Below are 25,060 nucleotides of genomic sequence, written 5' to 3'. Positions count from 1 at the left end.
GCTAGCCTTCGCCCACGGCGAACCCTTCGATGTGCATCTTTTGCAACACCTCTTGCCAGCGCGACAGTTTTTTCGAGTCGCTGCTGCGTTTACCACCATGGGCCCCCGGCAAGTACAGGCCTTCGGCATTGAAGGCGTACACCGGCAGCAGATCCTTGCGTTGGGAGGCGGGGAGAATCTCGCCAATCAGGTTATCCAGCACCAGCGGGTCGGCCGTGGGGCTGCTGTAGAAGGTCAACACCATGTGCGCCTGGTTCTGGGTCAATGCCTTGACGTAGGTAATGCGCAGTTTCTCGCTGGGAATTCCGAGGTAACGCAGGCTGAAATATTTCGCCAGGGCGTAGTCTTCACAGTCGCCTGCGGCTTTGACCAGGGATTCCACTGGTGTGGCCCAGTAATCAGTCTGACGCCAGATGCGCGTGTCATCCTGAAAATTCAATTGTTGATTGAAGAAGCGATTGACCGCGTTCAGTTGTTCGCGCTCGGGCTGATTGAGTTGGCTTTGCAGCATTTGACTCCAGGCCTCGATCCGCCCCCGGGCGGGGCCAAGGGGGCCATAGCGTTTTTCGGCGGTTTGCAGAACCTGCGCAAAATCCCGGTCGGCCCAGACACTGCCCAACCCGGCCAGCAGAAAACTCGCCAACAGCCATCCGCCGAACCGAAGTCGGAGCGTCAACCATCCTGGGCTACGCGGACTGCGGGACATGTCTGGCTGCTCGGCTGCAGATGTCTGAAGTCTAGGCGTTGATTTGGGCGGGGTAGGGCAGGTCGTCGGACGAAAGGACGTCAGCGAGATGCTTTTGTGGCGAGGGGGTTTGTCGGAACGCCGCATCACCCCGTTCGGCTGCGCAGCAGTCGTAAAACCAATCAATGCGGAGCGTCAGGACAAGATCGGTTGGCGGTTCTGGGGTTGCTTTGCAACCCAGCGGGGGCGAGCCCCTTCACCACAAAAAAACCGAGCCACGGGGTAAGGCAAGCCCCTTGGGCATGGTCGCCCGGCAAAAGCCGTTCTCGGAAACACAAAACAGAATGCATAGGTGCGGCTATCGATTAAATACCAGTTGCCTTCGAATGTGCTGAAGTCGAATGAAGATTGGACGGATAAATAAATCGACAGGGAGATAATCGATATATAAATCCGTCCGCGCTTTTTTTGACTGTCTTTAGAGGGGGCGGCGAATGAAAGTCAATACTGGTTACTATTATATAATGCTAATTTCCCAGAACTCGCTCCAGCTAGAAAGGGCATACACACCGAACCAACAATATCCAGGACTCAGCGAAAAGAAAGTGCAGTTCCAGTTACCTTGAGCATCCGCCTGAGCGTCCATTGAGCCAATAGTTTCGCCGGAGGGATTATAGCCGTAGTTGACGCTAATCGTTTGCTTCGGTGTAGCAATGCCTCTCAAGATAAAAGTGGAATTGTAGGTAGTTGAACCATTGGTGATGAGGTTACCGTCCTGATCCTCTAGCCGAGTGATTCGATGAGCAATTCGAGTCTCGACGCTGACAAGGTATTCAGCAGATGTCGCTCCGGGATCGTTCTTGTCATATACGACAAAGCGGTATGGCCCCTGCCTTAAGTCGAGACTACTACTGGTGGGGATATTCCATGTTTCTTGCAACGTGGTTTTTGTGCTGCCCAGAAAACTGCCATCGCTGGCGTCACTGAGCACTATTTCCGTGCCAACAGGGGCTTTGCCCGACACGGATTTTACTGCGGTAACCGCGCCTCCATGTTGTCGGATGTGCTGATTGAAGGAATCCTTCACCGAGGTGATCGCCAGCGCAAAGCCAGCGGTGATCCTTAATGTCCGCGCCACTGTTTCTGCCCCGCTGCCATATAACGCCTTGGCAGTGTAGCTATGGTCGCCGGTGGCCTGATTGGTCAGGGTATGGGTCCAGTCGTGTGCCGTATCCACTGGGATTGGGTTTCCGACCACCACGCCTTTGTCACGCAATTCAATCTGCTGGCCGGGCGCAGCCTTGCCCCTGAACACAAACGATTTCTCGGCGGTGCTGGCGCCATCGGTAATCTCGGTATTGCTCGGGGAGCCTTTGACCGAGGTGATCTTGAGTGTCATATCCTCCGCCAACACACTGACGGTATAACTTCGTACAGGAAAACCCGTTGCCGAAGCACTGTCAGGCACACCGTCAAAGTTCACCTTGAAGAACACCTTCAGCACGCTGTTATTCTTGAGCGTTTTCAACCAGCTCAGCGGCACAGGACTGGTAAACCCTGGCATTTGCGTATTGGGCTCACCTTTACGATCTTCGTAAACCACCGGGTTGTCGTTGTCATCGATCCCTGCGTAGCTCAACGACACGGGTTGCCCCACTGCCTGTAGCGGCCATTGGCTCACTTGCAACAGGTCACTGGCCTGCAATTTGTTTACGTCCAGGCCATTGTCGCTCACGCCAGCAATGGTAGGTATCGGCAGCCGAATATCCCCCTCTACAATTTTCAACACACTCAGCGTCATCACCGGCGACTTGCCAACCAGCACTCCGCCCCGATTCAAATTCCACCGCAATCCAATGTCCTTGCCCTGCCGAGCCGCCAGAAACGCCGGACTCAACACCGTATTCACCCGTTTATTGATGTTGAACGCTACCAGCGGAAACTGCGGTGTCCCGGTCGGCGGATTGACTTCGACTAACCGTGCCCGATCCCCGTCCAGCGCGTCGAGGTATTCGATGCGCATAGTCACCCCGTTCGGATAGGCCAGTACGTCAATCGGACTCGCCGCCGCCACCGGAAACGCTGGTTTCAGAACAATCTGGGTTTCGCCGCCAATCATCAATTGCAGCAATTGTGAATAAACCGGCGACTCTCCCACATTGGTGATCACACATTGCACCGTCAAAGGGCTACTGGTATAGGGCGCGATGTATTTGGCAGGTACTTTGCAAATCACCGGTTGTGTAGGGTCGGTGACGATCAGGCGGAAAATGAACAGGGCCGCAATTCCGTCCGGATCACTGGTTTGCCAGCGGGCCTCGACGGTAGCACCGGCTTTCAACGGCCAGTAATCAGCGACCCGCACCGAGGCCATGACGGTGTCCACTGGTAGTTTGTTGTCCACCAACGGCTCGACAATCGGTAAGCCCAATGACAGGGATGTGCCGCTGATGGTGATATCGGCAGGTTTCGAGAGTTGGGTCCCGCTGGCCTTGATCAATTGATAAGACGCACGCAAGGAACCCCCGATCAGATTGCGCAGTTTTTCATTCTCGATTGGAAAGTTCACTGTTCTGCTGGCGGCGTTCAGTGTCTGGCTGTAGGTATGGCTGACTGGTTCGCCACCTTTGGTGAAGCCTGTCAGAGTCAGCTCGATCCGGTCGTTTAGTGCAAATACCCCAATGACCAGTACATTGGTAGGACCGCCCAAGAGCAAATCGTGGTGCAGCACATTATCGGGGTCCGCTTGTTCAAAGATTGGTGCGGCCAACAATACGATGCCGGGTTTGAACGGGAGAATGAGAGCATCCGACCAGCCGCTGGAGTTTTCCACTGCATCGAACACTTCCCAGCGCACCACCAGGCTGTTGGTGGACGTCAGGGTCGCAAGCAACTCCGGTGTCAGCTCAAAAATCACATCCCCTAATGCAGAGACGATGACTTCCAGCTTCCGGGAGCCAAAGACAAGTACCACCCTGTCACCAATGGATTGATTGAAGTATTCAACCACCGTCACGAACATGCCGTCGTTGATCACCGTCTGATCGACAAAGCTCTCCGAAGCCACGGGCAACTTGAGCCCTTGATTGAATGGCTTTCCGCCGTCGGTATCCACTTCGCCGGGTGCCGGATACTTGTAAAACAGCGAAACGGGCGGTGATTCTTCGGTATTCTCACTTATGCGTCTGACCCAGAACCAGAGGTTCTTGTTTGCAGACAGTAAAGGCGAAAACCTGGCTTCCATATCTTTGGCCGAGATGTAGAACGGAATATTCTTCGGTTCTGGCCCATCGAAGTGCGCATCGGTGACAAAAAATTCGGCAACAGGAGCATTCCTTGAATCGAGGTAAACCTTGATGTAGTCGCCGACCGCCATGCCCAGATAAGCGAGGATGTAGACCAGCAATCCGTCCCGGTCGCCATAGACCATGTTGATGTTGACCCCTGATGCACCATCGTTTTGCAGTTTGTGACCGACCGGGTAGGGTGGCGGGACGGCCAGAACTCCGATACCGCGATCGGGGGGAAATACAAGGGCTTGTATATCGGTATTGGACAATAAGTTGGTCATGACGGAATACCTTTTTGAGACGCCCGCAGGACGTGGGGTTCGAAAAGGATTAGAGCGTGGGCAGCAATACTTGCCTACTGTCATATCTGACAGGTAAACGGAGGTTTAAGACGAACGGTCAAGAGCGTCGAGTGGGGCCGATATCATTACGATAATTCGACATACTGTTGATTGACCCCACCGCTATCGCGAGAAAGTTACCGCACTGTTGGATAAGTAATTCCCTCAATTCTACTTTATATGTAACCCAGTCGGAGCGATATTCGCCACGATAGTAAGTGTACGGACCGCCGACTCCGGCAGAGTCCCGTATTTCGCCTTGGCGGTGTAGCTATGGGCACTGCCACCTCGGTGAAGTGGGGGAAGCCGGCCAGATCATCCTCAGGTTTTGTCCAGGGTCTTTTGCCGCAGGATATAGAGCGTCACCAGCACTGCACTGGTCAACATAAACCCCCGCGCCCACGGTAGCGGCACCAGATAACAAGAGAACAGGATGCTCGCCCACATCAGCCCGATCGCATAGATCTTGCCCTTGAGCGGAATGCCATTGCCATCCAGGTAGTCGCGAACCCACGGCCCAAGCCGTGGATGTTCAACTAGCCACTTGGCGAACTGCGGGCTAAAAACAGGCGCCTGAATAGATCGCTGCCTTCGGTACTTTACAGTGCGAATACAATATGTGTAAGAGTGGTCGGAGGCTGCGAACGTAACCTTCTCAAAAATTTATTTGCGCTGCAGTCTGACGTGGTCCATGGCAATCAAATCCATTCTTGGAGTTTTGATTTCCATGCCCCAGATGCTGTTCTCAGCGGTTCCATATGAGACTAATTGTGGTTCGGCCTTGTCTAACAGGTATGTAGTATGCAGTTGTTGGTTTTGCTCATTGAGGAAGGACACCAAGATGTCGTTGAATTGAACGAATCTCCAATAGCAGCTGACATTTGAATATCCCCAGTTAAAGCGGATGCGCATAGTTTGTGACGTGCCAGAAGCATTTACATGCATCTCCAGAATCTGCCCTGCGCTTTGGTTGGGTATTGCGCTAAATGGACCGCCATGGGCTTCGCTTATACTTGAAAGGCTTGTAATTCCTAGATATCCACTTCCACTAAGAAAGTAAATCTTCATACTTGGCAGGCTGATATGTTCGCCTACGGATATTATTCTGGTTGAATAGCTATCGAAGTTTTCCTGCAGTATGAGGGCTACGACGGTCAGTGTCCGCGCTACCGACTCCGGCAGAGTCCCGTATTTCGCCTTGGCGGTGTAGCTATGGGCACCGATGGCTTGTCCGGTCAGGGTATGGTTCCAGTTGTCTGCCGCATCCACGGCCACCGTGGCTTTGACCACGCCTTTGTCACGCAACTCGATCTGCTGACCGGGCGCAGCTTTGCCGCTGAACACGAGTGTGGTGTCAGAGGTACTCGCACCGTTGGCGATCTCGACATTGCTCGGTGAGCCTTTGACCGAGGTGATCGTCGGGCTGAGCAGGGCCGCTGCCCGGATCGTGTAGACCCGGTCCGGAAACACCACGGCATTGGCTTGGATGTTGCTCTTATCCAATGCGGCCTTGAATTTCAGGGTCAAGGTGGAACCGTCACCCAGTTCTTTCAGGTAACTGTTGACCAATGATCTTGGCCAAAAGCCCTGGGCGACCCAGGTTCCGTTGACATAGTGTCCACTGCCATTCCAGATAGTCAGGTTATGCGCCGTGCCATTGGCTTTTTTCCCCTCCAGTTTCAACCACACCTGCTGTCCCACTTCGATCAGCGTCCAGAGCAAGCCATGGATGGTGGCGTTTTTTGTCCCGAGTGCAATGACATCCAGGAAGTTGTTAGCGTCGGCTTCGATGATCTTCGGCGGGTTAAGGGCCGTTGCCGGCAATGCGAGAATATTCAGCTTCAACGGCAATGAAGTGCTGCGTACGCCATTACGCTCAATGACATAAGTGACAGTCACCACTTTGGCCAGACTATAGGCCAGAACCGATCGTGGCACGGCGATTTCAAGTCCGGCGCTGACCAACCGTGGCGTGCTGGTGTAGGAACCTGCCGCAATGCCCGTCGCGCCTTGCCAGATGACTGACAACAGGTCGCTGAGCAATAGCGCGCCTCGCGGAACCAGCACTCGCAATTCCGGCTGGGTGGGGCTGAAATTGTTTCCGATCTGGCCTTTCACGGTCGGGGCGGGCAGATTCAATCGGCTGAGATGAATGTCCACACGCTTTTCCGGCGACTTGCTGCGGTTGCCTAACTGATCGATAACATAAAATTCGGCCACTGCACTGGGGTTGTCGCCCGCTTTCTGAAAGGCGTCGGTGAACAGTGTTTGCGTCACCGCTGCCGGTGCATTCGGTACGTCAAAGAGGATCGAGGTATCCCCCGGCCGGAATTCGATACGGTCGTAAGCGCGGCGGTTATTGTAGGTAAACCCGAACTCCACGCCTTGCGTTGCGCGGGCGGCATCGACGCCGTCGCTGAGAACATCCGGCGGAATCACCAGGTCCAGGCCCTCGGCGATTCGCAGGTGGTACAGCACCCTCAGGTCCCGGGAGGTCTCGATGTTGCCACCCGCTCGGGTGACCTTGTAATACAGCCGATTCACGCCATGATTCAACCGGCCGTGCGGCAGGTATAAACGTACACGCAATTGCTCCTCGCCCGGCGCGATGGTCTCGCCCACCGCTGGCGTGATGTCGTCGTTGACGTACAGATCGACGCGATCATCTACCGCCATGGTCGAGTTGAACAACCGAAGTTCAGACCAGGGGTCGACCAGGCATTCCAGGCCTTGTGGCTCTCCATCATAAAGGAGTTTGGGAATGCCGCCGTGAGCGATGCCGTCAGGTTTCACTGGCGTGACCCAGCCTTGGATGATAATCGGATACAGCACAAACACTTCGTTCAACTCTGAAGACTGGATGTCCATGGTTTGCTCCTGACGAGCCGTATCCGATAGGGAGGCTCATCTCACACCCGAGGAGAGAGAACGGCAACTGTCAGATCTGACAGGTCGGGGCAGGTTTTCGACGAGTGGTTGGCATGGAGGCTTTCAAACCGACAAAAAAACGGCCCGCAGGCCGTTTCCAGTGATTTTCCCCACCTCGGTGAAGTGGAGGAGGCCGGCCAGATCATCCTCAGGTTTTATCCAGGGTCTTTTGCCGCAGGATATAGAGCGTCACCAGCACCGCACTGGTCAACATAAACCCCCGCGCCCACGGCAGCGGCACCAGATAACAAGAGAACAGGATGCTCGCCCACATCAGCCCGATCGCATAGACCTTGCCCTTGAGCGGAATGCCATTGCCATCCAGGTAATCGCGAACCCACGGCCCAAGCCGTGGATGTTCGACCAGCCACTGATAGAAACGTGGCGAACTGCGGGCAAAACAGGCGGCCGCCAGTAACAGAAACGGTGTGGTGGGCAGCACCGGCAGGAAAATCCCGATCACCCCCAGCGCTACGCTCAGCCAGCCGATGGCCAGCAGCACGTAGCGCAACATCAGGGGGCGGTTGCCTATGGGGTTGTCCATAGGCAAAACCTTAGTGGTGACGTGGCTTGAGAATCGCCGGTTTTTCGTCTGGAGCCTGGCATAGCAGGTACAGCGCGGTCAGGGCTTCCGGGATCTGCACGATCATGTCGTCCATCAGGTTGGCATCTTTGGCGATGTCTTCGAACTCTGGCTGTTCGTCGAACAGACCGGAACCGACCATGATCGGCAGCAGCATTTCGCTGACTTCTTCTTCGGCGGTTTCGAACCAGGCCGCTTCGCGCAGGAACACGCCTTCCATGAAGCCGATGCACCAGCCGCGCAGGTCGGAATCGTCCGGGTCGTCGCCCAGGTCGAGCTCGCATGGCAGCTCGAATTCTTCATCGGACGCCAGTTGGCGGGCAATGTGCGCCTTGAGCAGCACCAGCGTGGATTCGATCGCTTCACGCTCGGTGTCGTCGGCGTAATGCGGCTCTTCAGCGAAGAGCGCGTCGATCCATTCACGCTCGGGAACTTCTTCGGAACAGATCGACAGCGCGGTGAGGTAGCCGTGGGCGGCCACGTAGTCCAGCGCCTCGTCATGCAGCTCGTCGGCGTCGAGGAAGACTTGCAGGCGGGTTAGTTGCTCAGCGAAGGACATTAAAGGGCTACCTTGGGGAATATACGATGCGGGAATTCTAGGCCTTCTTGAGCGCTTGGGCCAGCCGCTCGGCATATTTGCAGCCTTGCGGGGGGATTCTGTGGTTGTCGATACCGCCAGTCTGGCCCAATCCCTGTGGGAGCGGCGGTGCGTTCCTCTTCTCAGCGGCGTCCTTTGCCGGACAGGCCTCGGGTATACTCGCGCGTTTTGTGATGCCCTGCTGGCGTCACGGCTGAAATGTGAAGGGCATGCAATGCGTACTTACGATTTGTCAGTGCAGCTTCCGTGGTTCTGAACCAGCCTTGCAGGGATGTTTCGGTGATTTTTGGAGTTTTTATGCTCGAACAGGCTCAACGCGTCCTCAAGGACATCTTCGGCTACGACAGTTTCCGTGGCCGTCAGGGTGCAATCATTGAGCGCGTGGCCAGTGGCGGCGATGCCCTGGTGCTGATGCCTACGGGTGGCGGCAAGTCCTTGTGCTTCCAGGTGCCGGCACTGCTGCGTGAAGGCCTGGCGGTGGTGGTGTCGCCGCTGATCGCGCTGATGGACGATCAGGTCGCGACCCTCGAAGAGCTGGGCGTCGCCGCGGCGTCGTTGAACTCCACGCTAAGCGCTGAGCAACAGCGTGATCTGGCGGCGCGGATCAAGCGCGGCGAGGTGAAAATGCTTTACCTGGCGCCCGAGCGTCTGGTTCAGCCACGCATGCTGGCCTTCCTGCAAAGCCTACAAATCGCCTTGTTCGCCATCGACGAAGCGCACTGCGTGTCCCAATGGGGTCACGATTTCCGTCGGGAATACCTGCAACTGGGGCAATTGGCGGAATTGTTTCCCAATGTCCCGCGCATTGCCCTGACCGCAACGGCCGACAAGCGTACCCGCGAAGAAATCGTCGATCGCCTGCATTTGCAGAATGCCGAGCGCTTCCTTTCGAGTTTCGACCGCCCCAATATTTTTTATCGCATCGTGCCCAAGGAACAGCCGCGCAAGCAGTTGCTGGCGTTCCTCGCTGAGCGGCGCAGCGACGCCGGCATTGTTTACTGCCTGTCCCGTAAAAAGGTCGACGAAGTGGCGGTGTTCCTCAGCGAGCAAGGTTTCCCGGCGCTGCCATACCATGCCGGTCTGGCCAACGACACGCGAGCCCATCACCAAAAGCGCTTCCTCAATGAGGAAGGCCTGATCATGGTCGCCACCGTGGCGTTCGGCATGGGCATCGACAAGCCCAACGTGCGTTTTGTCGCGCACCTGGATTTGCCGAAGTCCCTTGAGGCTTATTACCAGGAAACCGGTCGCGGCGGGCGTGACGGCCTGCCAGCGGATGCCTGGATGGCGTACGGTCTTCAGGACGTGGTGATGCTCAAGCAGATGCTGCAAAACTCCGAAGGCGACGAGCGTCACAAGCGTCTGGAGCAGCACAAGCTCGACGCCATGCTTTCGCTCTGCGAAGAAACCCGCTGCCGCCGCCAGACCCTGCTCGCCTACTTCGACGAAGACATGCCCGAGCCCTGCGGCCATTGCGACAACTGCATCGACGGCGTGCAAACCTGGGATGCCACGGAGCCGGCCCGTCAGGCGCTGTCGGCGATTTACCGCACCGGCCAGCGTTATGGCGTCGGTCATCTGGTTGACGTATTGCTGGGCAAGGACAACGAAAAGGTTCGCAGCTTCGGTCATCAGCATCTGTCGGTATACGGCGTAGGCAAAGCGATGGGGGAGAGCGAATGGCGCTCCTTGTTCCGCCAGCTTGTTGCCCGTGGCCTGGCGGATATCGATCTCGAAGGCTACGGCGGCCTGCGCCTGAGTAACACCTGCCGGCCATTGCTCAAGGGCGAAGTAACCCTGGAACTGCGTCGCGACCTCAAGCCGCAAACCACCGCCAAAAGCAGCAAGAGCCAGGCCAGCCAACTGGTTCGCGGCGAAGAGCGCGAACAGTGGGAAGCCTTGCGTGCCCTGCGTCGCAAACTCGCCGAAGAGCATGGCGTGCCGCCGTACGTCATCTTCCCTGACTCGACCCTGCTGGAAATGCTCCGCAGCCAGCCAACTTCGCTGGCGCAAATGGCCACGGTCAGCGGTGTCGGCGCCCGCAAACTGGAACGTTACGGCGAAGCCTTCCTCGAAGTGCTCGGCGGTCAGGTCGAGGCGCCGAAAGTGGTGGCCGATGTGCGTCATGAGCTGATCACGCTGGCCCGGGCCGGCATGACACCGCTGCAGATCGCCGGTCAGCTGCAATGCTCGGAAAAGAACGTTTACACAATGCTTGCCGAGGCCATTGGCAAGCAGCAGTTGTCACTGGAACAGGCGCTGGACCTGCCTGAAGAGTTGATGGGCGAAGTTCAGGACGCTTTCCTTGACGGCGAAGGCGAGTTGCCACCGGTGTCAGAGATTGCCGCGCTGTTCGCGGGCAGGGTTCCGGAAGGCGTTTTGTATTGCGTTCGTGCCGCCCTGCAGTCGGAATTCGAAGTCTGAATGACCTGCGGCACAGATGTAACGATTCAGTACAGGGGCAAGCCTTGCCTATAGCCAAAGGTCATGCTTAGCTGACTAATAATTAGCTTTTCTCTATTTTCAGTCTAACCATGAGTGTTTTATGCCGTTAACCGATCAACACCGCTTTGGTATGCAACTGGCCCAGATGTCTCGGGGCTGGCGTGCCGAACTGGACCGCCGATTGGCTGGCCTGGGTCTGTCCCAGGCGCGCTGGCTGGTGCTGCTGCACCTGGCACGTTTCGAGACTGCTCCCACCCAACGCGAACTGGCGCAAAGCGTCGGCGTCGAAGGGCCTACACTGGCCCGACTGCTCGACAGCCTGGAAAGCCAGGGCCTGGTGCAACGCCAATCCGTACTGGAAGACCGTCGGGCAAAAAAAATCGTCCTCTGTGCCCCGGCCCGACCCTTGATCGAACAAATTGAAACCATTGCCACTCAATTGCGCCACGAACTGTTCGAAGGCGTCGATGAGGCGGATTTGAAAGTCTGCATGCGGGTCCACGGGCACATCCTGGGTAACCTGGAAAAATCTTGAGGCATAACCACGCGCCGGACTTTTGAGATACCCCGTTGGGCAGACTATAAAGAACTACTAGTCGATATCGTGTTCGTACCGGATGTGCGAATACGTACAGGTTGGTTCAGGTTATCTAAGGGATGCTCATGCTCGAGAGTTGGCACGTTGTATTGCGGTGTTGCACCAGGCTGCTGCTGGTCGGTGGTGCTGTCACTTACTCGGCATTGGCCCCTGCGCTCGGGTTGGGTGAGATCACCCAGCATTCTGCGTTGAATCAGCCGTTCAATGCCGACATTGCTTTGGTGGACGCTGGCGGCCTGGCGGAGGGCGAGTTATCGGTCAGCCTGGCGACGGCGGACGAGTTCAGCCGCGCTGGCGTCGAGCGGGTGTTCTTCCTCAACGACCTGAAGTTCACACCGATCCTGCGGGGCAATCGCAGCCTGATCCGGGTAACGTCCAGTAAACCGGTCAATGAACCCTTCCTGAATTTTCTGGTGCAGCTCAATCAGCCCAGCGGGCGATTGCTGCGCGAATACACAGTGCTGATCGATCCGCCGGGGTCACCGGGCATTGTTCCTGTCAACGACGAACCCGCGCCGGGCCTTCAGTCTTCTGCGTTTCCGTCCGTCGAACCGGCTGTTGCATCGCCACCTGCTGCGAAGGCGGCGACGCCCAAGCCTGATGCCGATAAACCAGCTGCCGCGCCCGCGAATGATGCTATTGCCGAACAGTTGGCCGCCAGCGTGCTGCAGAACCAGCAGCTGCAAAAGTCTATCGATGAACTCAATGCCAGGCTTCAGGCGCAGGATGAGCAGATCGCCGGGCAGAAAAAGCAGGTGATCGAGCTGCAAGCCCAATTGGCGGAAGTCAAACAGGCGCCGGTAGAGCCGGTCGTGCCGCAGGTGACGGTACCTGCGCCCGTTGTAGAAGAGGAGTCCGAACCGACGCCGTGGCTGCTGATCATCGGGTTGCTGGCACTGGTGACGTTGCTATCGGTTGCCGTTTTCATTCGTCGTCAACGACAGCAAGCTGAGGCTCGGGTCCAGGCCGAGCCGTTACCTGTGCAGCCGTTGCGTCATGAACCGGAGCCCCACCACACGCAAGAGCCGATCAGGTTGACGTCCCGGCCGCAACCACTAGCCGGATCGACTGAAGAACCTCCGGCAGGCGACGTGCTGGAAGGGGTGGGTATTTATCTGGCGTATGGCCGTTTGTCCGAGGCGGCCGGTTTGTTGCGAGACGCATTGGTCAGGGAACCCCAGCGCACCGATCTGGCCGTGCAACTGTTGGAAGTCCTCGGTAAGCAGGGCGACGTGCAAGCTTATGATGCGCAGGAAAGCAGCCTGCGAGAGGCCGGGTTCGATGCACAGCAGCTTCAGGATATCCGCGCCCGCCATCCGAAATTGGTCAGCGCCGCACCGATAATCGCCGCCGTGGCAGTGGTTCCTCCCACCCCCGCAATCCCTGAAGCTGCGCCGAGCGATGAGTTCCAGTTGAACCTCGATGACCTGTCGATGGATTCGAACTGGGACCTGATCAGCCCCTTCGAAAACTCACCGTCCAGCACCAAACCGTCGAATGAGCCCACGCAGGCAGACGAGCCCGGGTTTACCTCGAACCTGCACGTGTTGCCTGATGTTTTCGAAATGCCCGAGGAGCCGATGCTGGACGAGCCCGAGCTTGAATGGATCGCCGAACCCGACGCTCAATCGCTGGACGAGACCTTTCTCAACGCGTTCAGCGACCCAGGCCAGCCGCTGGAACTTGAGCCGCTGAGTGCCGAATTGATGGATGTGGAACCGTCCGGACCGAGCAGCGCGGGCAAACTCGAACAGGCCCAGACCTGCATCGACGACGGCGATTTGGACAGCGCCATCGAACTGCTTAACGAGCTGCTCAAGGAAGGCGACGAACCGCTCAAGGAAACGGCCCGGACGCTGTTGGCCGGTATCCGATAACACCCTTACCCATGTAGGAGCGAGGCTTGCCCGCGAAGAACGACAATGCGGTTGTCCTGATAAACCGCGTCATCGTTCTTCGCGGGCAAGCCTCGCTCCTACAGAATCAGGGGCAAGGCGGCTATTATGGCGACGCCCCCAGGCCCAGGAGTTTTGCCAATCATGAGCGCACGTAAACCGGAAATCGTCATCACCTATTGCACGCAATGCCAATGGCTGTTGCGCGCCGCCTGGCTGGCCCAGGAACTGCTCAGCACCTTCGGCGACGACCTGGGCAAAGTGTCTCTGGTGCCCGGCACCGGCGGGGTTTTTCACATTTTCTGTGACGATGTGCAGCTCTGGGAGCGCAAGGCCGACGGTGGTTTTCCCGAGGCCAAGGTGCTCAAGCAGCGGGTCCGTGATCAGATCGATCCGGACCGCGACCTGGGCCACAACGACCGCACTCAGTGAGACGGGGCTTGCGCCCCCACGGCACTCTTGCTTGAACTGCCGGACAATCGGCTGGAAACCACAATAGCCACGATGATCAGCGCGCCGCCAATCAACATGCGCAAGGTCGGGTTTTCATTGAACAACAACCAGGCCAGGGTGATGCCGTAAACCGGCTCCAGGGCAAACACCACAGACGCGGTCCGGGCTTTGATCACCGCCAGGCTGGCGACGAACAGGCTATGGGCAACGCCGGTACAGAACACCCCGAGCAGGCCGATCCACAGCCAGTCGATGGCTCGCACTTCGCTCAACTGGGGCGCCGCCACCGGCAGCAGGCAGATCGCAACCACCACGTTCTGACACAGAGCCGCCTGCACCGGCGCAATGCGTCCCGAACTGGCGCGGTTGGTCAGCGACAGCAGAGCGAATAACAAGCCGGAAGCCACCGCCCACAACAGGCCGGTGGTAGCGCCGCTGGCCAGATCGAAATCCGGCGTGACCAGCACCAATCCGATGCTGACCAGTACCACCAAGAGGATTTCATTGGCGCGGATGCGCTCGCGGAAGATCAGCCCTTCGAGAATCACGGTAAACGCCGGGAAACTGGCAAACCCCAGGGTCGCGATTGCCACTCCGGCCACCTTCACGGCGATGAAGAAACTCACCCAGTGCCCGGTCAGCAGCAAGCCACTGAGTAGCAGGCGACGCAGGTCCACTGCATCGAGTTTCTGCCAACGGGTAGCGCTTGCGAACCGTGCGAAAAATGCCAGGGCGAGGACGGCAAACGCGGCCCGGCCAAACACGATGATCGCCGGCGAAGCAGCGGCGAGTTTACCGAATACACCGGTCAGGCCGAACATCAGTGCACCGATATGCAGAGCGCCAAGGGCGGTACGGGGAGTCATTGCAATCCTTGATAAGACGTATCGAATCCAGCCGACAACCATCGGCCCTGTGGTAGCTGCCGAAGGCTGCGATCTTTTGATCTTGATCTTCGTCGATCCCAAAGATCGCTGCCTTCTGTAGCAGCTGGCGGAGCCTGCGTTCGAGCGCGAAGCGGTCGCAATCGGGACAGTGTGGTGTGCCTGAGACTCCGCGTGCACTGGTTTTTACGACCGCTTCGCGCTCAAACGCAGGCTCCGCCAGCGGCTACATTTAATCGTGCCGGGCTGGTTATGTCTGTCGCCAGACTCGCGTCATTTGTCGCCAGCCTCGCGGCGCAATTTACCGGGCGAGGCGCCGAACTCACGCAGCACTGCGGCGGCGAATGCACTTTGCGAGCTGTAACCGACCCGACAGGCAATCTCGCCAATGGGCAGCGCTGAATCGCGCAACAGGCGCACGGCAATGTGCAGCCGGCGACTGCGAATGTAGTCCATCGGCGTTTGCCCGCATTCCGCCACGAACCGCGCATGCAACCGGGCGCTGGACAGGCCGGCAATGCGCGCCAGATCGGCGACTTGCAATGGATAGGCCGCGTACTGATCGATGTGCGCATTCAATGCCGCATAGGGCAGGCGCCGACCGCCCACACTGTCGGGTTTGGCGTTGTTCAAGCTGGCCAACAACAGCACCGCGCCTTGCTGCGCTATCAGCGGATCATTGATTTGACTGCCTGCCAGCCAACTCACCAGCTGGCTTTGCCCGGCGTCCAGCGACAGGCGCCCGGCATTGTCGAGCAAGCGGCGGCTGGCTTCGGCGTGATCGCCAAGGGACTGCGAAACCCACTGTGCACTCGGCACATCCAGCACCAGGCAACGACTGCCACGGGCGCTGTCGCAGGCATGATGTGCGCCCGACGGCACCACCACAAAACTCTGCTGCACCACCTGACTACCATGCCCTTCGACCTCGAAGTCCAGCGCGCCCGACAGCCCGAACACCAGTTGTGCGTGGTCGTGGCTGTGGACGATCAGGTCGTGGGTGTACTGGCGAAGTGTGAGGATCGGTCTCATCGCAGGTCTCATGGCGATTTTGATGAGGGAGGCGCCAGTCTACACCGAGGGTACGCATGCGCGTGTTGTCACAGGACTGACTTGCGATTGTCATGGGCAATTCACCCGACCGGCGCAAGCTTGCCAAAACTTGTCCTGAGGTTTGCCCATGACCAGCGCCGAGCTCGCCAAACCCAGCCGTAAGCAACGTGTGCGGACCTTGTGGATTTCCGATGTGCATCTGGGCACCCGGGACTGCCAGGCCGAACACCTGTCGCAATTTCTCAAGGGCTACCACGCGGACAAGGTCTACCTGGTCGGCGACATCATCGATGGCTGGAAACTGCGCAGCGGCATGTACTGGCCCCAGGCGCACACCAATGTGATTCGTCGTCTGCTGACCATGAGCAAGCGCGGTACGGAGGTGATCTACGTCACCGGCAACCATGACGAGTTCCTGCGCCGTTATTCGAAGCTGATCTTGGGCAATATCCAGTTGGTAGACGAAGCCGTGCACGTGACCGCCGATGGTCGTCATCTGCTGGTGATTCACGGTGATCAGTTCGACGTGATCACCCGCTACCACCGCTGGCTGGCATTCCTCGGCGATTCGGCCTACGAATTCACCCTGACGCTCAATCGCTGGCTCAACCATTGGCGGGCCCGTTATGGCTACGGCTACTGGTCGCTGTCGGCGTACCTCAAGCACAAGGTCAAAACCGCCGTCAGCTTCATCAGCGATTTTGAAGAAGCCATCGCCCATGAATGCGTTAAACGCGAGTTGCATGGCGTGGTATGCGGGCACATTCACCATGCCGAGATTCGTAAGGTTGGCGGAGTCGATTACCTCAATTGTGGGGATTGGGTGGAGTCGTGCACGGCGCTGATCGAGCATTGGGATGGCTCGATCGAGCTGTATCGGTTGGCCGATGCCCAGGCGCGGGAGGCCGGATTGAAGGCGGTGAAGGTCGCCGAGCCGGTGTGAACCAGAGGAGCCTTTGTGGCGAGGGGGCTTGCCCCGTTGGGGCGCAAAGCGAACCCGAAATCATTCATCCCGGTTGTATGGGGTAAACCGCATTTGTCGGTTTTTACGACTGCTGCGCAGCCGAACGGGGGCAAGCCCCCTCGCCACAGACGCTGACACTGATCAGGCCGGCGAATGTTCTTCCATCGCCGCCTTGTAAATCGAATGCTTCGGTTGCGCAAACAGCCGCTCTACCATCGGTTCGAAGAAGCTCAGCGGCAGTGTGTCGTACGCCGGATCAAACGCCGCCGCATCGTAGCGGGCGCAAAATTCGATGGTCGCCTGATACTGCGGATGACCGCTGAATTGCTCGCGCAAATGCCGATCCATGCCCAAGTGATGGAAGAAGTAATAGCCTTGGAAAATTCCGTGTTTTTCTACTATCCACAGGTTCTCGGCGCTGACGAACGGCTTGAGGATCGCTGCGGCGATGTCCGGGTGATTGTAGGAACCCAGCGTGTCACCGATGTCATGGAGCAGGGCGCAGACCACGTATTCTTCGTCCCGACCATCGCGCCAGGCTCGGCTGGCGGTTTGCAGGGAGTGGGTCAGACGATCCACCGGGAAACCGCCAAAATCCCCCTCCAGTAACTTCAGATGCGCCACGATCCGTTTGGACAATTGCCGGGCATAGGCGCTGAAATCTGCGGCGATGATCGCCCAGTCTTCCTGCGTGCCGTCCTGCATATGGGTAAAACGGGCGTGGGCATTCATCGGCTATCCTCTTGTTCTGATTGAAAGGGATGTGTTGAGTGTAGGGCTTGGATTCAACGCCCCCTAGAACGCCACGCGACCCAGCATCATGTCGCGGTACATGACGAAATCGCCGAGCAGGCTGTAAAGAGGATGCTTGAAGGTGGCAGGGCGATTTTTCTCGAAGAAGAAATGCCCGACCCAGGCGAAGCTGTAACCGGCCAGCGGCAGGACCAGTAACATCCACCACGCGCCGTTGCCGATGGCCAGCACCAGAATGAAGATAACCAGAGAAGTGCCGACAAAGTGCAATCGTCGACAGGTGCTGTTGCGATGTTCGCTGAGGTAATACGGGTAAAACTCAGCGAAGCTGTTGAAACGCTTGATGTTGTCCACGACTGCAATCTCTGTGGTAGCTGTGCACGCGACAAGTTGTTCTGCAGGTAGCTTATTTAAGTCTAGAGTGATCATTGGTATCAGCCAGTGACAATAGGCGCCACTTTAGTATCCTTGGGTATTGGGTCGTGGCATGCGGCCATCACGTAGTAAACGCCATGAGCGAACGAACGACTTCTGCAAGCTGGGCGATGGGGATTGTCAAAGCACTGGAAATGGACGGCCTGGATTGCCGGGTTCTGTTCAAACAGCTGGGGCTCGACTATGCGGCACTGGATGACCCTGATGCGCGCTTCCCGCAAGATTCCATGACGCGGCTCTGGCAGCGCGCGGTCGAGCTGTCCGGCAACCCGGCGATCGGCCTGAACATGGGCAAGGTGGTGCGACCGGCGTCCTTCCATGTCGCCGGTTATGCGCTGATGTCCAGCCAGACCCTGGCCGAAGGCTTTCAACGCCTGGTGCGTTATCAGCGCATCATCGCCGAAAGTGCCGACTTGAGTTTCCGATTACTGGATGAGGGGTATGCGCTGATTCTGACGGTGCATGGCGATCATCTGCCGCCCACCCGCCAGAGTGCCGAAGCCTCGCTGGCCTGTGCCCTGGCACTTTGCGGCTGGCTGACCGGCCGTACGCTTCAGCCGCGCAAGGTCTTGCTGCAAGGCGATTACCCCGTCGATCTTGAACCCTATAAACAAGCTTTCCACGCCCCGTTGATGTTCAATGCGCCCTATGATGCCTTGATCTTCGAGCGCGCTGACATGGAGGCGCCGCTGCCCACCGCCAACGAGGCCATGGCGCGGCTGCACGACCGGTTTGCCGGCGAATACCTGGCACGGTTTTCCGAGAGCCGCGTGACGCACAAGGCACGGCAGGTATTATGCCGTCTGCTGCCCCAGGGCGAACCCAAGCGCGATGCGGTGGCCCAGACGCTGCACTTGTCGCAACGCACCTTGCAACGTCGCTTGCAGGAAGAAGGCACGAGTTTTCAGACGTTGCTGGATGACACCCGGCGTGAACTGGCTGAGCAATACCTGGCACAACCGAACATGACTCTGCTGGAAATTGCCTACCTGCTGGGGTTTGCCGATCCGAGCAACTTCTTCCGTGCCTTTCGACGCTGGTACGATTCCACGCCCGGCGAATACCGGGCGCGGCTGATGGCAGCGCCCATGCCGATCAGTGACGCCAGAACGCCGGGATACACAGGACAAACACCGTAATGATCTCCAGCCGGCCCAGCAGCATGCCGAACGATAGAATCCACTTCGCGGCATCCGGCAGGCTGGCGAAGTTACCCGCCGGGCCAATCGTTTCGCCAAGCCCCGGGCCTACGCCAGACACCGTGGCGGCCGCGCCGGTCAGCGCGGTCATCCAGTCCACGCCCAGTAGCGACAGCAGCAGTGCGATGACGCAAATGGTGATGGCGAAGAAGAACGAAAAGGTCAGGATCGAGCGCACGATCTCTTCGTCGAGACGGTGGCCGTTGTATTTCTGCTTGATCACCGCGCGCGGGTGAATCAACTGGTTAAGGTTGGCCTTGAGCAGAATGTAGGCAACCTGGAAGCGGAAAATCTTGATCCCGCCAGCGGTCGACCCCGAGCAGCCCCCAACAAACCCCAGATAAAAGAACAGCATCAGTGAGAAGTTGCCCCAGAGGCTGTAGTCCCCCAGTGCAAAACCGGTGGTGGTCACCACCGACGTCACGTTCAGCGCCACATGCCGCAAGGCTTCCAGCCAATGCAGCTGGGTCGTCCACCAGTACCAGGTGCCGAGCACCAGCCAGGTCACCAGCAACATACCGAGCAGGCCCCGAACCTGTTCATCCTTGATCAAGGCCTGACGGTTACCGCGCAGCGTCGTCACGTACAGTGTGAATGGCAGGGCACCGAGAATCATGATCACCACGGCGACCCAATGCACCGCAGGCTCCGGCCACTTGGCCAGGGACTTGTCGGAGGTGGAGAAGCCGCCGGTGGAAATCGCTGACATCGCATGGTTGATGGCATCGAACAGGCTCATCCCGGCCCACCAGAAGGCCAGGCTGCCGAGAATGGTAATGCCGACGTAGGCCGCAACGATCAAACGCGCCACCATGTGCGAACGGGGCATGACCTTTTCGGAACGGTCCGACGACTCGGTCTGAAACAGCCGCATGCCACCGATGCGCAGCAGGGGCAGAATCGCTACCGCCATGCCGATAAAGCCGATGCCACCGATCCAGTGCAGCAAGGAGCGCCACATCAGGATGCCGGGGGACATGGTGTCCAGGCCGTTGAGCACCGTCGCTCCAGTGGCGGTGATGCCGGACATGCTTTCGAAGAACGAGTCGGTGTAGCTGATGTGCTGGGTCAACAGGAACGGCAGGGCGGCGAAGATACACACCACCAGCCAGCTACTGACGGTCAGCAGGTACATGTCGCGCGGACGCAGATGGATGTGCTCGGGACGCCCGGGTATCACCAGGGCCAGGCCGGCGACAAAGGTGATCATGCTCGCCCAGAGGAACGACGGCAGATCGCTGGTGCGCTCGAAGATCACCAGCGTGGCCATGGGCACGACCATGGCGATGGCCAGCGTGATCAGGAAGATGCCGATGATGAAACCAATGATCCGTAAGGTCGGCAACGCCATGAAGTCCGCTCGGGCTAATAGTAGGAAGGGCGCCATTCTACCTGCGGGGCAGGGCATGTAAACCGACGCCTTCACGACAGTTGACGCTAGAATAGCCAAACATTTTCTACAGGAGGTGGCCGATGCAGGCTCTCGACGCTTTGCTCAACCGTGTTTCCGTCCCACGACTGCTCGATCCGGCACCCACTGCCGAACAACGCGAAGTGCTGTTTCGCGCTGCGATGCGCGCGCCAGACCATGGCCACTTGCAGCCTTGGCGCTTCCTGACAGTCGAAGGCGCGGCGCGCGAGCAGATGGGCGAGTTGCTGGCCGAGGCGGCGAAACTGCAAGACAGTGATGTGTCCGAAGCCTTGCTGGACAAGGCGCGCAACGGCCCGCTGCGTGCGCCGCTGGTGATTGTGGTGATTGCCCGATTGCAGGAACACGCCAAAGTGCCGAAGTCCGAGCAATTACTGGCAGCTGGCTGTGCCGCTCACGGGATTTTGCTGGCCGCTTATGCGCAGGGCATTGGCGCGGTGTGGCGTACCGGTGAGCTGGCTTATTCGGCGCATGTGGCCAAAGGTTTGGGATTGGCGGAAGGGGAGCAGGTGATTGCGTTTCTTTACCTGGGCACGCCGCAGAAAGAACCACGGGTGGCGGAGAAAGTTGATTTGACCGAGTTTGTCAGCGCTTGGTCCGGTAAGGTCTGAAGATCAAAAGATCGCAGCCTCGTTTCACTCGACAGCTCCTACAGGGAAATATGTACATCTGTAGGAGCTGTGTAGGAGCTGTCGAGTGAAACGAGGCTGCGATCTTCTTGCATCACCACCGAATTTAAGGTTGCACTACCGCCCCCGGCACCAACGGCAATTCCAGGCTGGCAACAAACCCGCCCTCGGGGTGATTGGCCAGCACCAGACTGCCGCCATGACGCTCCGCCGCACGACGCGCAATGGCCAGCCCGAGGCCATGCCCGGCCGCTGTTTGCCCCGGTGCCCGATAGAACGGTTCCGCCAGCTGATTCAAATGCTCCGCTTCTACGCCGGGGCCATGATCGCGCACACTGACCACAATCCTGTCGCCCTGACGCAACGCTTGCACTTCGATCGGTTGCCCGACCGGGTTAAAACGCTGGGCATTGCGTAGCAGGTTGTCCACGGCGCGCTCGATCATGGTCGGCCAGCCTTTGAGGTTCAGTTGCGGCTCGGCCTTAAGGCGCACGTTCTGCTCGGGCGAACCCAACTGGGCGTCTTTTTGCAAGGCAGTGAGCAGCGCATTGAGATCGACCTCTTCAGCACTGGCGTTGTCGGCATCGACGCGCGCCAGTACCAGGATTTCGCTGATCAATGCTTCCAGTCGATCACACTCACGGGTCAGGCGTGGCCAGAGTTTTTCTCGCTCCTCAGGATTGGCCCGTTCGGCCAATGCCAAGGCAATGCGCAATCGGGCCAAGGGTGAACGTAATTCGTGAGACACGTCCCGCAGTAATTGCCGCTGGCTGCCGATCAGGCTTTGCAGGCGCGCGCCCATGCGATTGAAGTCGTTGGCCAGCACGCCGAATTCATCGCGGCGGTTGGCCAGTTGCGCCAGGCTGGTCTGTTGATACGTGGTCTGCCCCAGGTCATGCACGGCGCTTCGTAAACGGCTCAGGGGGCGCGTGATGGAGAAGGTCACCAGCAAGCTGAACAGGGTCAACACCACCAATGCGATGCCCAGTGCACTCAACGGCCAGAGCAGGCTTTCGCGATGCCAGGCGTCCAGTTCGGGGTGCGGAACGCGATAGATCAGCAGATAGGTGTCGCCCGTCTTGGCGCTGGTGTATTCATCGGTCAGACGCCGCCATGGCAGGCGTCGATCATCGTTGTTCCGCCGTGCTTCGAAGGCCGCCGCCCGCGGTGGAAAGGTGCCGCGTACCACCGGGTCGCCGGCCTCGTTGAGCACTTGGACGTTGATGTGATACTGGCGCTTGCGTTGTTCCAGAATGTTCTGGGCGGCTTCTTCTCCCTGGCTTTCGTAGGTTTGCGTCCACTGTTCGGCCAAGGTGTTGAGGCCTGGGTGGCGACTGAGAATCCACGTGTCCTGATTGAGCATGTGCCCAAGCAGAATCGAAAGCCCTGCAACCAGAGCGATGGCCAGCCAGAAACTGGCCAGGATACGCCAGAACAATGAGCGCACAGAAAATCCTCAAACAAACACAAATCCATGTGAGAGCGAGCCCTGTGGTGAGGGGGCCCGTGTGGCGAGGGGGCTTGCCCCCGTTCGGCTGCGAAGCAGTCGTAAACCATTACCTGCGGTTTAACTTTGAAATGTCGGGGCCGCTTCGCGACCCAACGGGGGCAAGCCCCCTCGCCACACAAGCCCGTTCCCGCATTAGACTGAATGGCAACAGACCCAACGGTGTTGGCCGTCGGGTCCGGGGTTAGCCCATTATTGCGCTTTTTGCGCTTTTTCCGCTTTCCAGGCCTTGAACTCGGCCCATTCGGCGCGACGCTCAGCCTTTTTCTTCTGGATCTCGTCGAATTGCTTCTGTTGATCCGGTTTCAGCAGTGCGCGAACGTCGGCTTCGGCTTTGTTGTGCTTGGCCGCCATCTCGTCTTTCAGGGCTTTCTGATCCGCTGGCGAGAGTTTTTCCAGGTACTTGTCGACCAATTGCTGACGCTCACGCATCTGCTCGCCCATGATCTTGCGGATTTGCTCGCGCTGTTCGCGGCTCAGGTCCAGTTGGCTGTAAGGGCCTTTACCGTGCATGCCGTGCATCTGACCGCCGTGGCGTGAGCCGTCCATGTGGTCACCCATCGGGCCTGCGCCTTCCGGCATGGCCATGGCAACGGTCGGCAGGGCGGCAGCAAACATCAGAGCGATAAGAGTCTTGCGCATGGTGTATCTCCTTGTCTGGTTCCCGGTACGTTCCGGATGTGTGCAGATTACGCAGATCAAGGTCAGCGGCGGTCAGCGGAGCGTAAAGCTTGGGTAAAGATGATTTTCTACCTTCCTGACACTTCCAACACTTCGCCGATTTCTCTCCAACGAAACATGGCCTTGGTAGCAGCTGTCGAGCCTCAGCGAGCCTGCGCAGCCTCGCTGGGGCTCGACAGCTGCTACAAAGGTTCGCGTCAGGTTCAGAGGCTGTAGTAATAACCGCGACTGCGCAGGGCCACGATGCGCGGGCGGCCGTCGGAGTGTGGGCCGATTTTTTTGCGCAGGTTGCTCACGTGCATGTCCAGGCTGCGGTCGTACAGCGTCAGTTTGCGACCGAGGGCGATTTGTGCCAGTTCCTGTTTGTCCAGCGGCTCGCCCGGTTGCTTGAGCAGGGCTTCGAGCAGACGGCTTTCGGAGACGGTGAGGGTGAATTCCTGTTCATTGATGCTGACCACGCCACGCACCGGGCTGAAACACAAGTCACCCAATTCGAGCTGGCTGGAAACTGCCGTCGGATGACTGCGGCGCAATACTGCACGCAAGCGGGCTGTCAGTTCCCGGGGGTCGCACGGTTTGGCCAGGTAATCATCGGCACCGAGTTCCAGGCCGAGAATACGGTCCAGCGGTTCGCCACGGGCCGACAGCATCAGCACTGGTAATTCCGGATGGTCGTTGCGCAGTTGCTTGAGCAGTTCCAGGCCGCTGCCGTCAGGCAGCATCACATCCAGCACCACAGCCGCCGGGGACGTTTCAGCCAACGCGCGGCGCGCGCTCCGGCCATCATGGCAGGCGCGGACCTGAAAGCCTTCCTGGCTCAGCCAACTACTCAGGAGCTCACACAGCTCCTGATCATCATCAATTAATAACAGCTCGCTCATGACTCACTCAATTTAGCCATTGCCGACGTTTTCTACGTGCACCACTGGCGAAGATACCGCAGAGCAGCGCCAATAGCGCTACTCCGGCCCCGATCACGAACCACTGTTGCTGATCTGTCAGCAGGCGTGGCAGCGGACTGGCCTGGATTTCCTTGAGTTGCAGCTTCAGGCGCTGATTCTCTTGGCGCAACCGGCTCAACTGAGCGCTTTCGCGTTCGCCATCGGTATTTTGCAATTGTTTGCTCAGTGCTTCTCGTTGCTGCTCGCTTGCCTTCAAGCGCTGCTGCAACTCGGTGATCTGGCTGCCGGCACTCAAGGACAGCGGCGTGGAATTGCCAACATCGACGCTTTCTTCACCGTGGGCGGGCGCCATGATCGACAACGTCACCAACATCAGACACAACGGACCTTTGCGCATCGCAACTCCTGATTCCAATACGGGTATTGGGCAGGTTGTCGGCCGGTAAACGAGAATAATGAGCGATTGAACGCGCGATGAACCGACAAGGCTCATCGCGCGACAGGGTACTAAGGCAGGACTTGCTTGAAGGGCTTGACCAAAACATTGGCGTAGACGCCTGCGGCAATGTACGGATCAGCGTCGGCCCAGGCTTGGGCGGCGCTCAAGGAATCGAATTCGGCAACGATCAGGCTGCCGGTGAAACCCGCCGCGCCCGGATCATTGCTGTCGATGGCCGGGTGCGGACCGGCCAATACGATGCGACCTTCACCTTTAAGCACTTGCAGGCGCTCAAGGTGCGCAGGCCGTGCGGCCAGGCGGGCTTGCAGGGAATCGGCAACGTCTGTGGCAATGATTGCGTAAAGCATG

Annotated in this window: 22 protein-coding genes and 1 pseudogene; 7 read left to right on the top strand and 16 right to left on the bottom strand. The window is 58.4% G+C overall.

Translation table 11 applies throughout. The annotated features are described in order from the left end of the window. Position 1 precedes the first annotated feature (1 nt). The 6 genes and pseudogenes from lapG to FHW68_RS09180 all read right to left on the bottom strand — a co-directional run bounded on the left by lapG (position 2) and on the right by FHW68_RS09180 (position 8,386). Positions 2-706 carry a cysteine protease LapG gene (lapG, locus tag FHW68_RS09205; protein WP_183680082.1) on the bottom strand — a complete coding sequence of 235 codons (705 nt, stop codon included), beginning with the start codon at positions 704-706 and terminating at the stop codon, positions 2-4. A gap of 496 nt (positions 707-1,202) precedes the next feature. Further along, positions 1,203-4,256, bottom strand: coding sequence for a hypothetical protein (locus FHW68_RS09200; protein WP_183680080.1), 3,054 nt, complete (start codon positions 4,254-4,256; stop codon positions 1,203-1,205). A 381-nt stretch (positions 4,257-4,637) separates the two neighbouring features. Next, a pseudogene (locus FHW68_RS09195) lies at positions 4,638-4,877 on the bottom strand (YbaN family protein); the annotation flags it as partial. 102 nt (positions 4,878-4,979) lie between these two features. Further along, a complete protein-coding gene (locus FHW68_RS09190; RefSeq protein WP_183680078.1) occupies positions 4,980-7,184 on the bottom strand; it encodes a hypothetical protein in 2,205 nt (734 codons plus the stop codon). A 208-nt stretch (positions 7,185-7,392) separates the two neighbouring features. After that, on the bottom strand, positions 7,393-7,788 hold the full coding sequence (locus FHW68_RS09185) for a YbaN family protein (RefSeq protein ID WP_183680076.1): 396 nt from the start codon (positions 7,786-7,788) through the stop codon (positions 7,393-7,395). A 10-nt stretch (positions 7,789-7,798) separates the two neighbouring features. Continuing rightward, complete coding sequence (locus FHW68_RS09180; protein WP_095634408.1) at positions 7,799-8,386, bottom strand: YecA family protein; 588 nt, start codon at positions 8,384-8,386, stop codon at positions 7,799-7,801. Positions 8,387-8,722: 336 nt separating this feature from the next. On the opposite strand from FHW68_RS09180, the gene recQ reads away from it, so the two are divergent. The 4 genes from recQ (at position 8,723) to FHW68_RS09160 (ending at position 13,795) form a co-directional block, all read left to right on the top strand. Further along, positions 8,723-10,849 carry a DNA helicase RecQ gene (gene recQ / locus FHW68_RS09175; RefSeq protein ID WP_183680074.1) on the top strand — a complete coding sequence of 709 codons (2,127 nt, stop codon included), beginning with the start codon at positions 8,723-8,725 and terminating at the stop codon, positions 10,847-10,849. 121 nt (positions 10,850-10,970) lie between these two features. Continuing rightward, a complete protein-coding gene (locus FHW68_RS09170; RefSeq protein WP_008074924.1) occupies positions 10,971-11,405 on the top strand; it encodes a MarR family transcriptional regulator in 435 nt (144 codons plus the stop codon). Between the two features lie 128 nt (positions 11,406-11,533). Then, positions 11,534-13,345: a FimV/HubP family polar landmark protein gene (locus FHW68_RS09165; RefSeq protein WP_183680072.1), complete on the top strand. Its 1,812-nt coding sequence runs from the start codon at positions 11,534-11,536 to the stop codon at positions 13,343-13,345. Between the two features lie 162 nt (positions 13,346-13,507). Further along, complete coding sequence (locus FHW68_RS09160; protein WP_095634411.1) at positions 13,508-13,795, top strand: SelT/SelW/SelH family protein; 288 nt, start codon at positions 13,508-13,510, stop codon at positions 13,793-13,795. Here the strand turns inward: FHW68_RS09160 and FHW68_RS09155 are convergent. Next, positions 13,789-14,682, bottom strand: a complete 894-nt coding sequence (locus FHW68_RS09155; protein ID WP_095634412.1) for a DMT family transporter — start codon at positions 14,680-14,682, stop codon at positions 13,789-13,791. The genes FHW68_RS09160 and FHW68_RS09155 overlap by 7 nt on opposite strands. Before the next feature lie 291 nt (positions 14,683-14,973). Further along, positions 14,974-15,732, bottom strand: a complete 759-nt coding sequence (locus tag FHW68_RS09150; RefSeq protein WP_095634413.1) for an AraC family transcriptional regulator — start codon at positions 15,730-15,732, stop codon at positions 14,974-14,976. Positions 15,733-15,880: 148 nt separating this feature from the next. Between FHW68_RS09150 and FHW68_RS09145 the strand changes: the two genes are divergently transcribed. Further along, on the top strand, positions 15,881-16,696 hold the full coding sequence (locus FHW68_RS09145; protein WP_095634414.1) for a UDP-2,3-diacylglucosamine diphosphatase: 816 nt from the start codon (positions 15,881-15,883) through the stop codon (positions 16,694-16,696). A 162-nt stretch (positions 16,697-16,858) separates the two neighbouring features. Here the strand turns inward: FHW68_RS09145 and FHW68_RS09140 are convergent, their stop codons facing one another. Both FHW68_RS09140 and FHW68_RS09135 read right to left on the bottom strand, forming a co-directional pair. After that, complete coding sequence (locus tag FHW68_RS09140) at positions 16,859-17,449, bottom strand: HD domain-containing protein (RefSeq protein WP_095634415.1); 591 nt, start codon at positions 17,447-17,449, stop codon at positions 16,859-16,861. A 63-nt stretch (positions 17,450-17,512) separates the two neighbouring features. After that, a complete protein-coding gene (locus FHW68_RS09135) occupies positions 17,513-17,824 on the bottom strand; it encodes a DUF962 domain-containing protein (RefSeq protein ID WP_095634416.1) in 312 nt (103 codons plus the stop codon). Between the two features lie 158 nt (positions 17,825-17,982). Between FHW68_RS09135 and FHW68_RS09130 the strand changes: the two genes are divergently transcribed. Continuing rightward, the gene (locus tag FHW68_RS09130) at positions 17,983-19,044 is read left to right on the top strand and encodes an AraC family transcriptional regulator (protein ID WP_183680070.1); all 1,062 of its coding nucleotides are present in this window, start codon (positions 17,983-17,985) and stop codon (positions 19,042-19,044) included. Here FHW68_RS09130 and FHW68_RS09125 read toward each other — a convergent pair. Continuing rightward, a complete protein-coding gene (locus tag FHW68_RS09125) occupies positions 19,001-20,455 on the bottom strand; it encodes a TrkH family potassium uptake protein (RefSeq protein WP_095634418.1) in 1,455 nt (484 codons plus the stop codon). The genes FHW68_RS09130 and FHW68_RS09125 overlap by 44 nt on opposite strands. A 122-nt stretch (positions 20,456-20,577) precedes the next feature. On the opposite strand from FHW68_RS09125, the gene FHW68_RS09120 reads away from it, so the two are divergent. Beyond that, positions 20,578-21,144 (top strand): NAD(P)H nitroreductase, encoded by a 567-nt coding sequence (locus tag FHW68_RS09120; RefSeq protein WP_183680068.1) that lies wholly within the window; start codon positions 20,578-20,580, stop codon positions 21,142-21,144. A gap of 124 nt (positions 21,145-21,268) precedes the next feature. Here FHW68_RS09120 and FHW68_RS09115 read toward each other — a convergent pair whose 3' ends face one another. From FHW68_RS09115 to FHW68_RS09095, 5 genes are all read right to left on the bottom strand, one after another. Further along, on the bottom strand, positions 21,269-22,609 hold the full coding sequence (locus FHW68_RS09115) for a HAMP domain-containing sensor histidine kinase (RefSeq protein ID WP_183680066.1): 1,341 nt from the start codon (positions 22,607-22,609) through the stop codon (positions 21,269-21,271). A 252-nt stretch (positions 22,610-22,861) separates the two neighbouring features. Then, entirely contained in the window at positions 22,862-23,311 is a 450-nt protein-coding gene (locus tag FHW68_RS09110) for a Spy/CpxP family protein refolding chaperone (RefSeq protein WP_183680064.1), read from the bottom strand. A gap of 242 nt (positions 23,312-23,553) precedes the next feature. Next, positions 23,554-24,231, bottom strand: a complete 678-nt coding sequence (locus FHW68_RS09105; protein ID WP_095634422.1) for a response regulator transcription factor — start codon at positions 24,229-24,231, stop codon at positions 23,554-23,556. 7 nt (positions 24,232-24,238) lie between these two features. Next, complete coding sequence (locus FHW68_RS09100; protein WP_095634423.1) at positions 24,239-24,649, bottom strand: translation initiation factor 2; 411 nt, start codon at positions 24,647-24,649, stop codon at positions 24,239-24,241. Positions 24,650-24,759: 110 nt separating this feature from the next. After that, on the bottom strand, positions 24,760-25,059 hold the full coding sequence (locus FHW68_RS09095; protein ID WP_183680062.1) for a YciI family protein: 300 nt from the start codon (positions 25,057-25,059) through the stop codon (positions 24,760-24,762). Position 25,060: the final 1 nt, after the last annotated feature.

The sequence above is a fragment of the Pseudomonas sp. Tn43 genome, from assembly GCF_014192635.1.
Classification (GTDB): domain Bacteria; phylum Pseudomonadota; class Gammaproteobacteria; order Pseudomonadales; family Pseudomonadaceae; genus Aquipseudomonas.
Note: the sequence above shows the minus strand (reverse complement) of the source record. Positions and strands in the feature narration are given on the sequence as shown.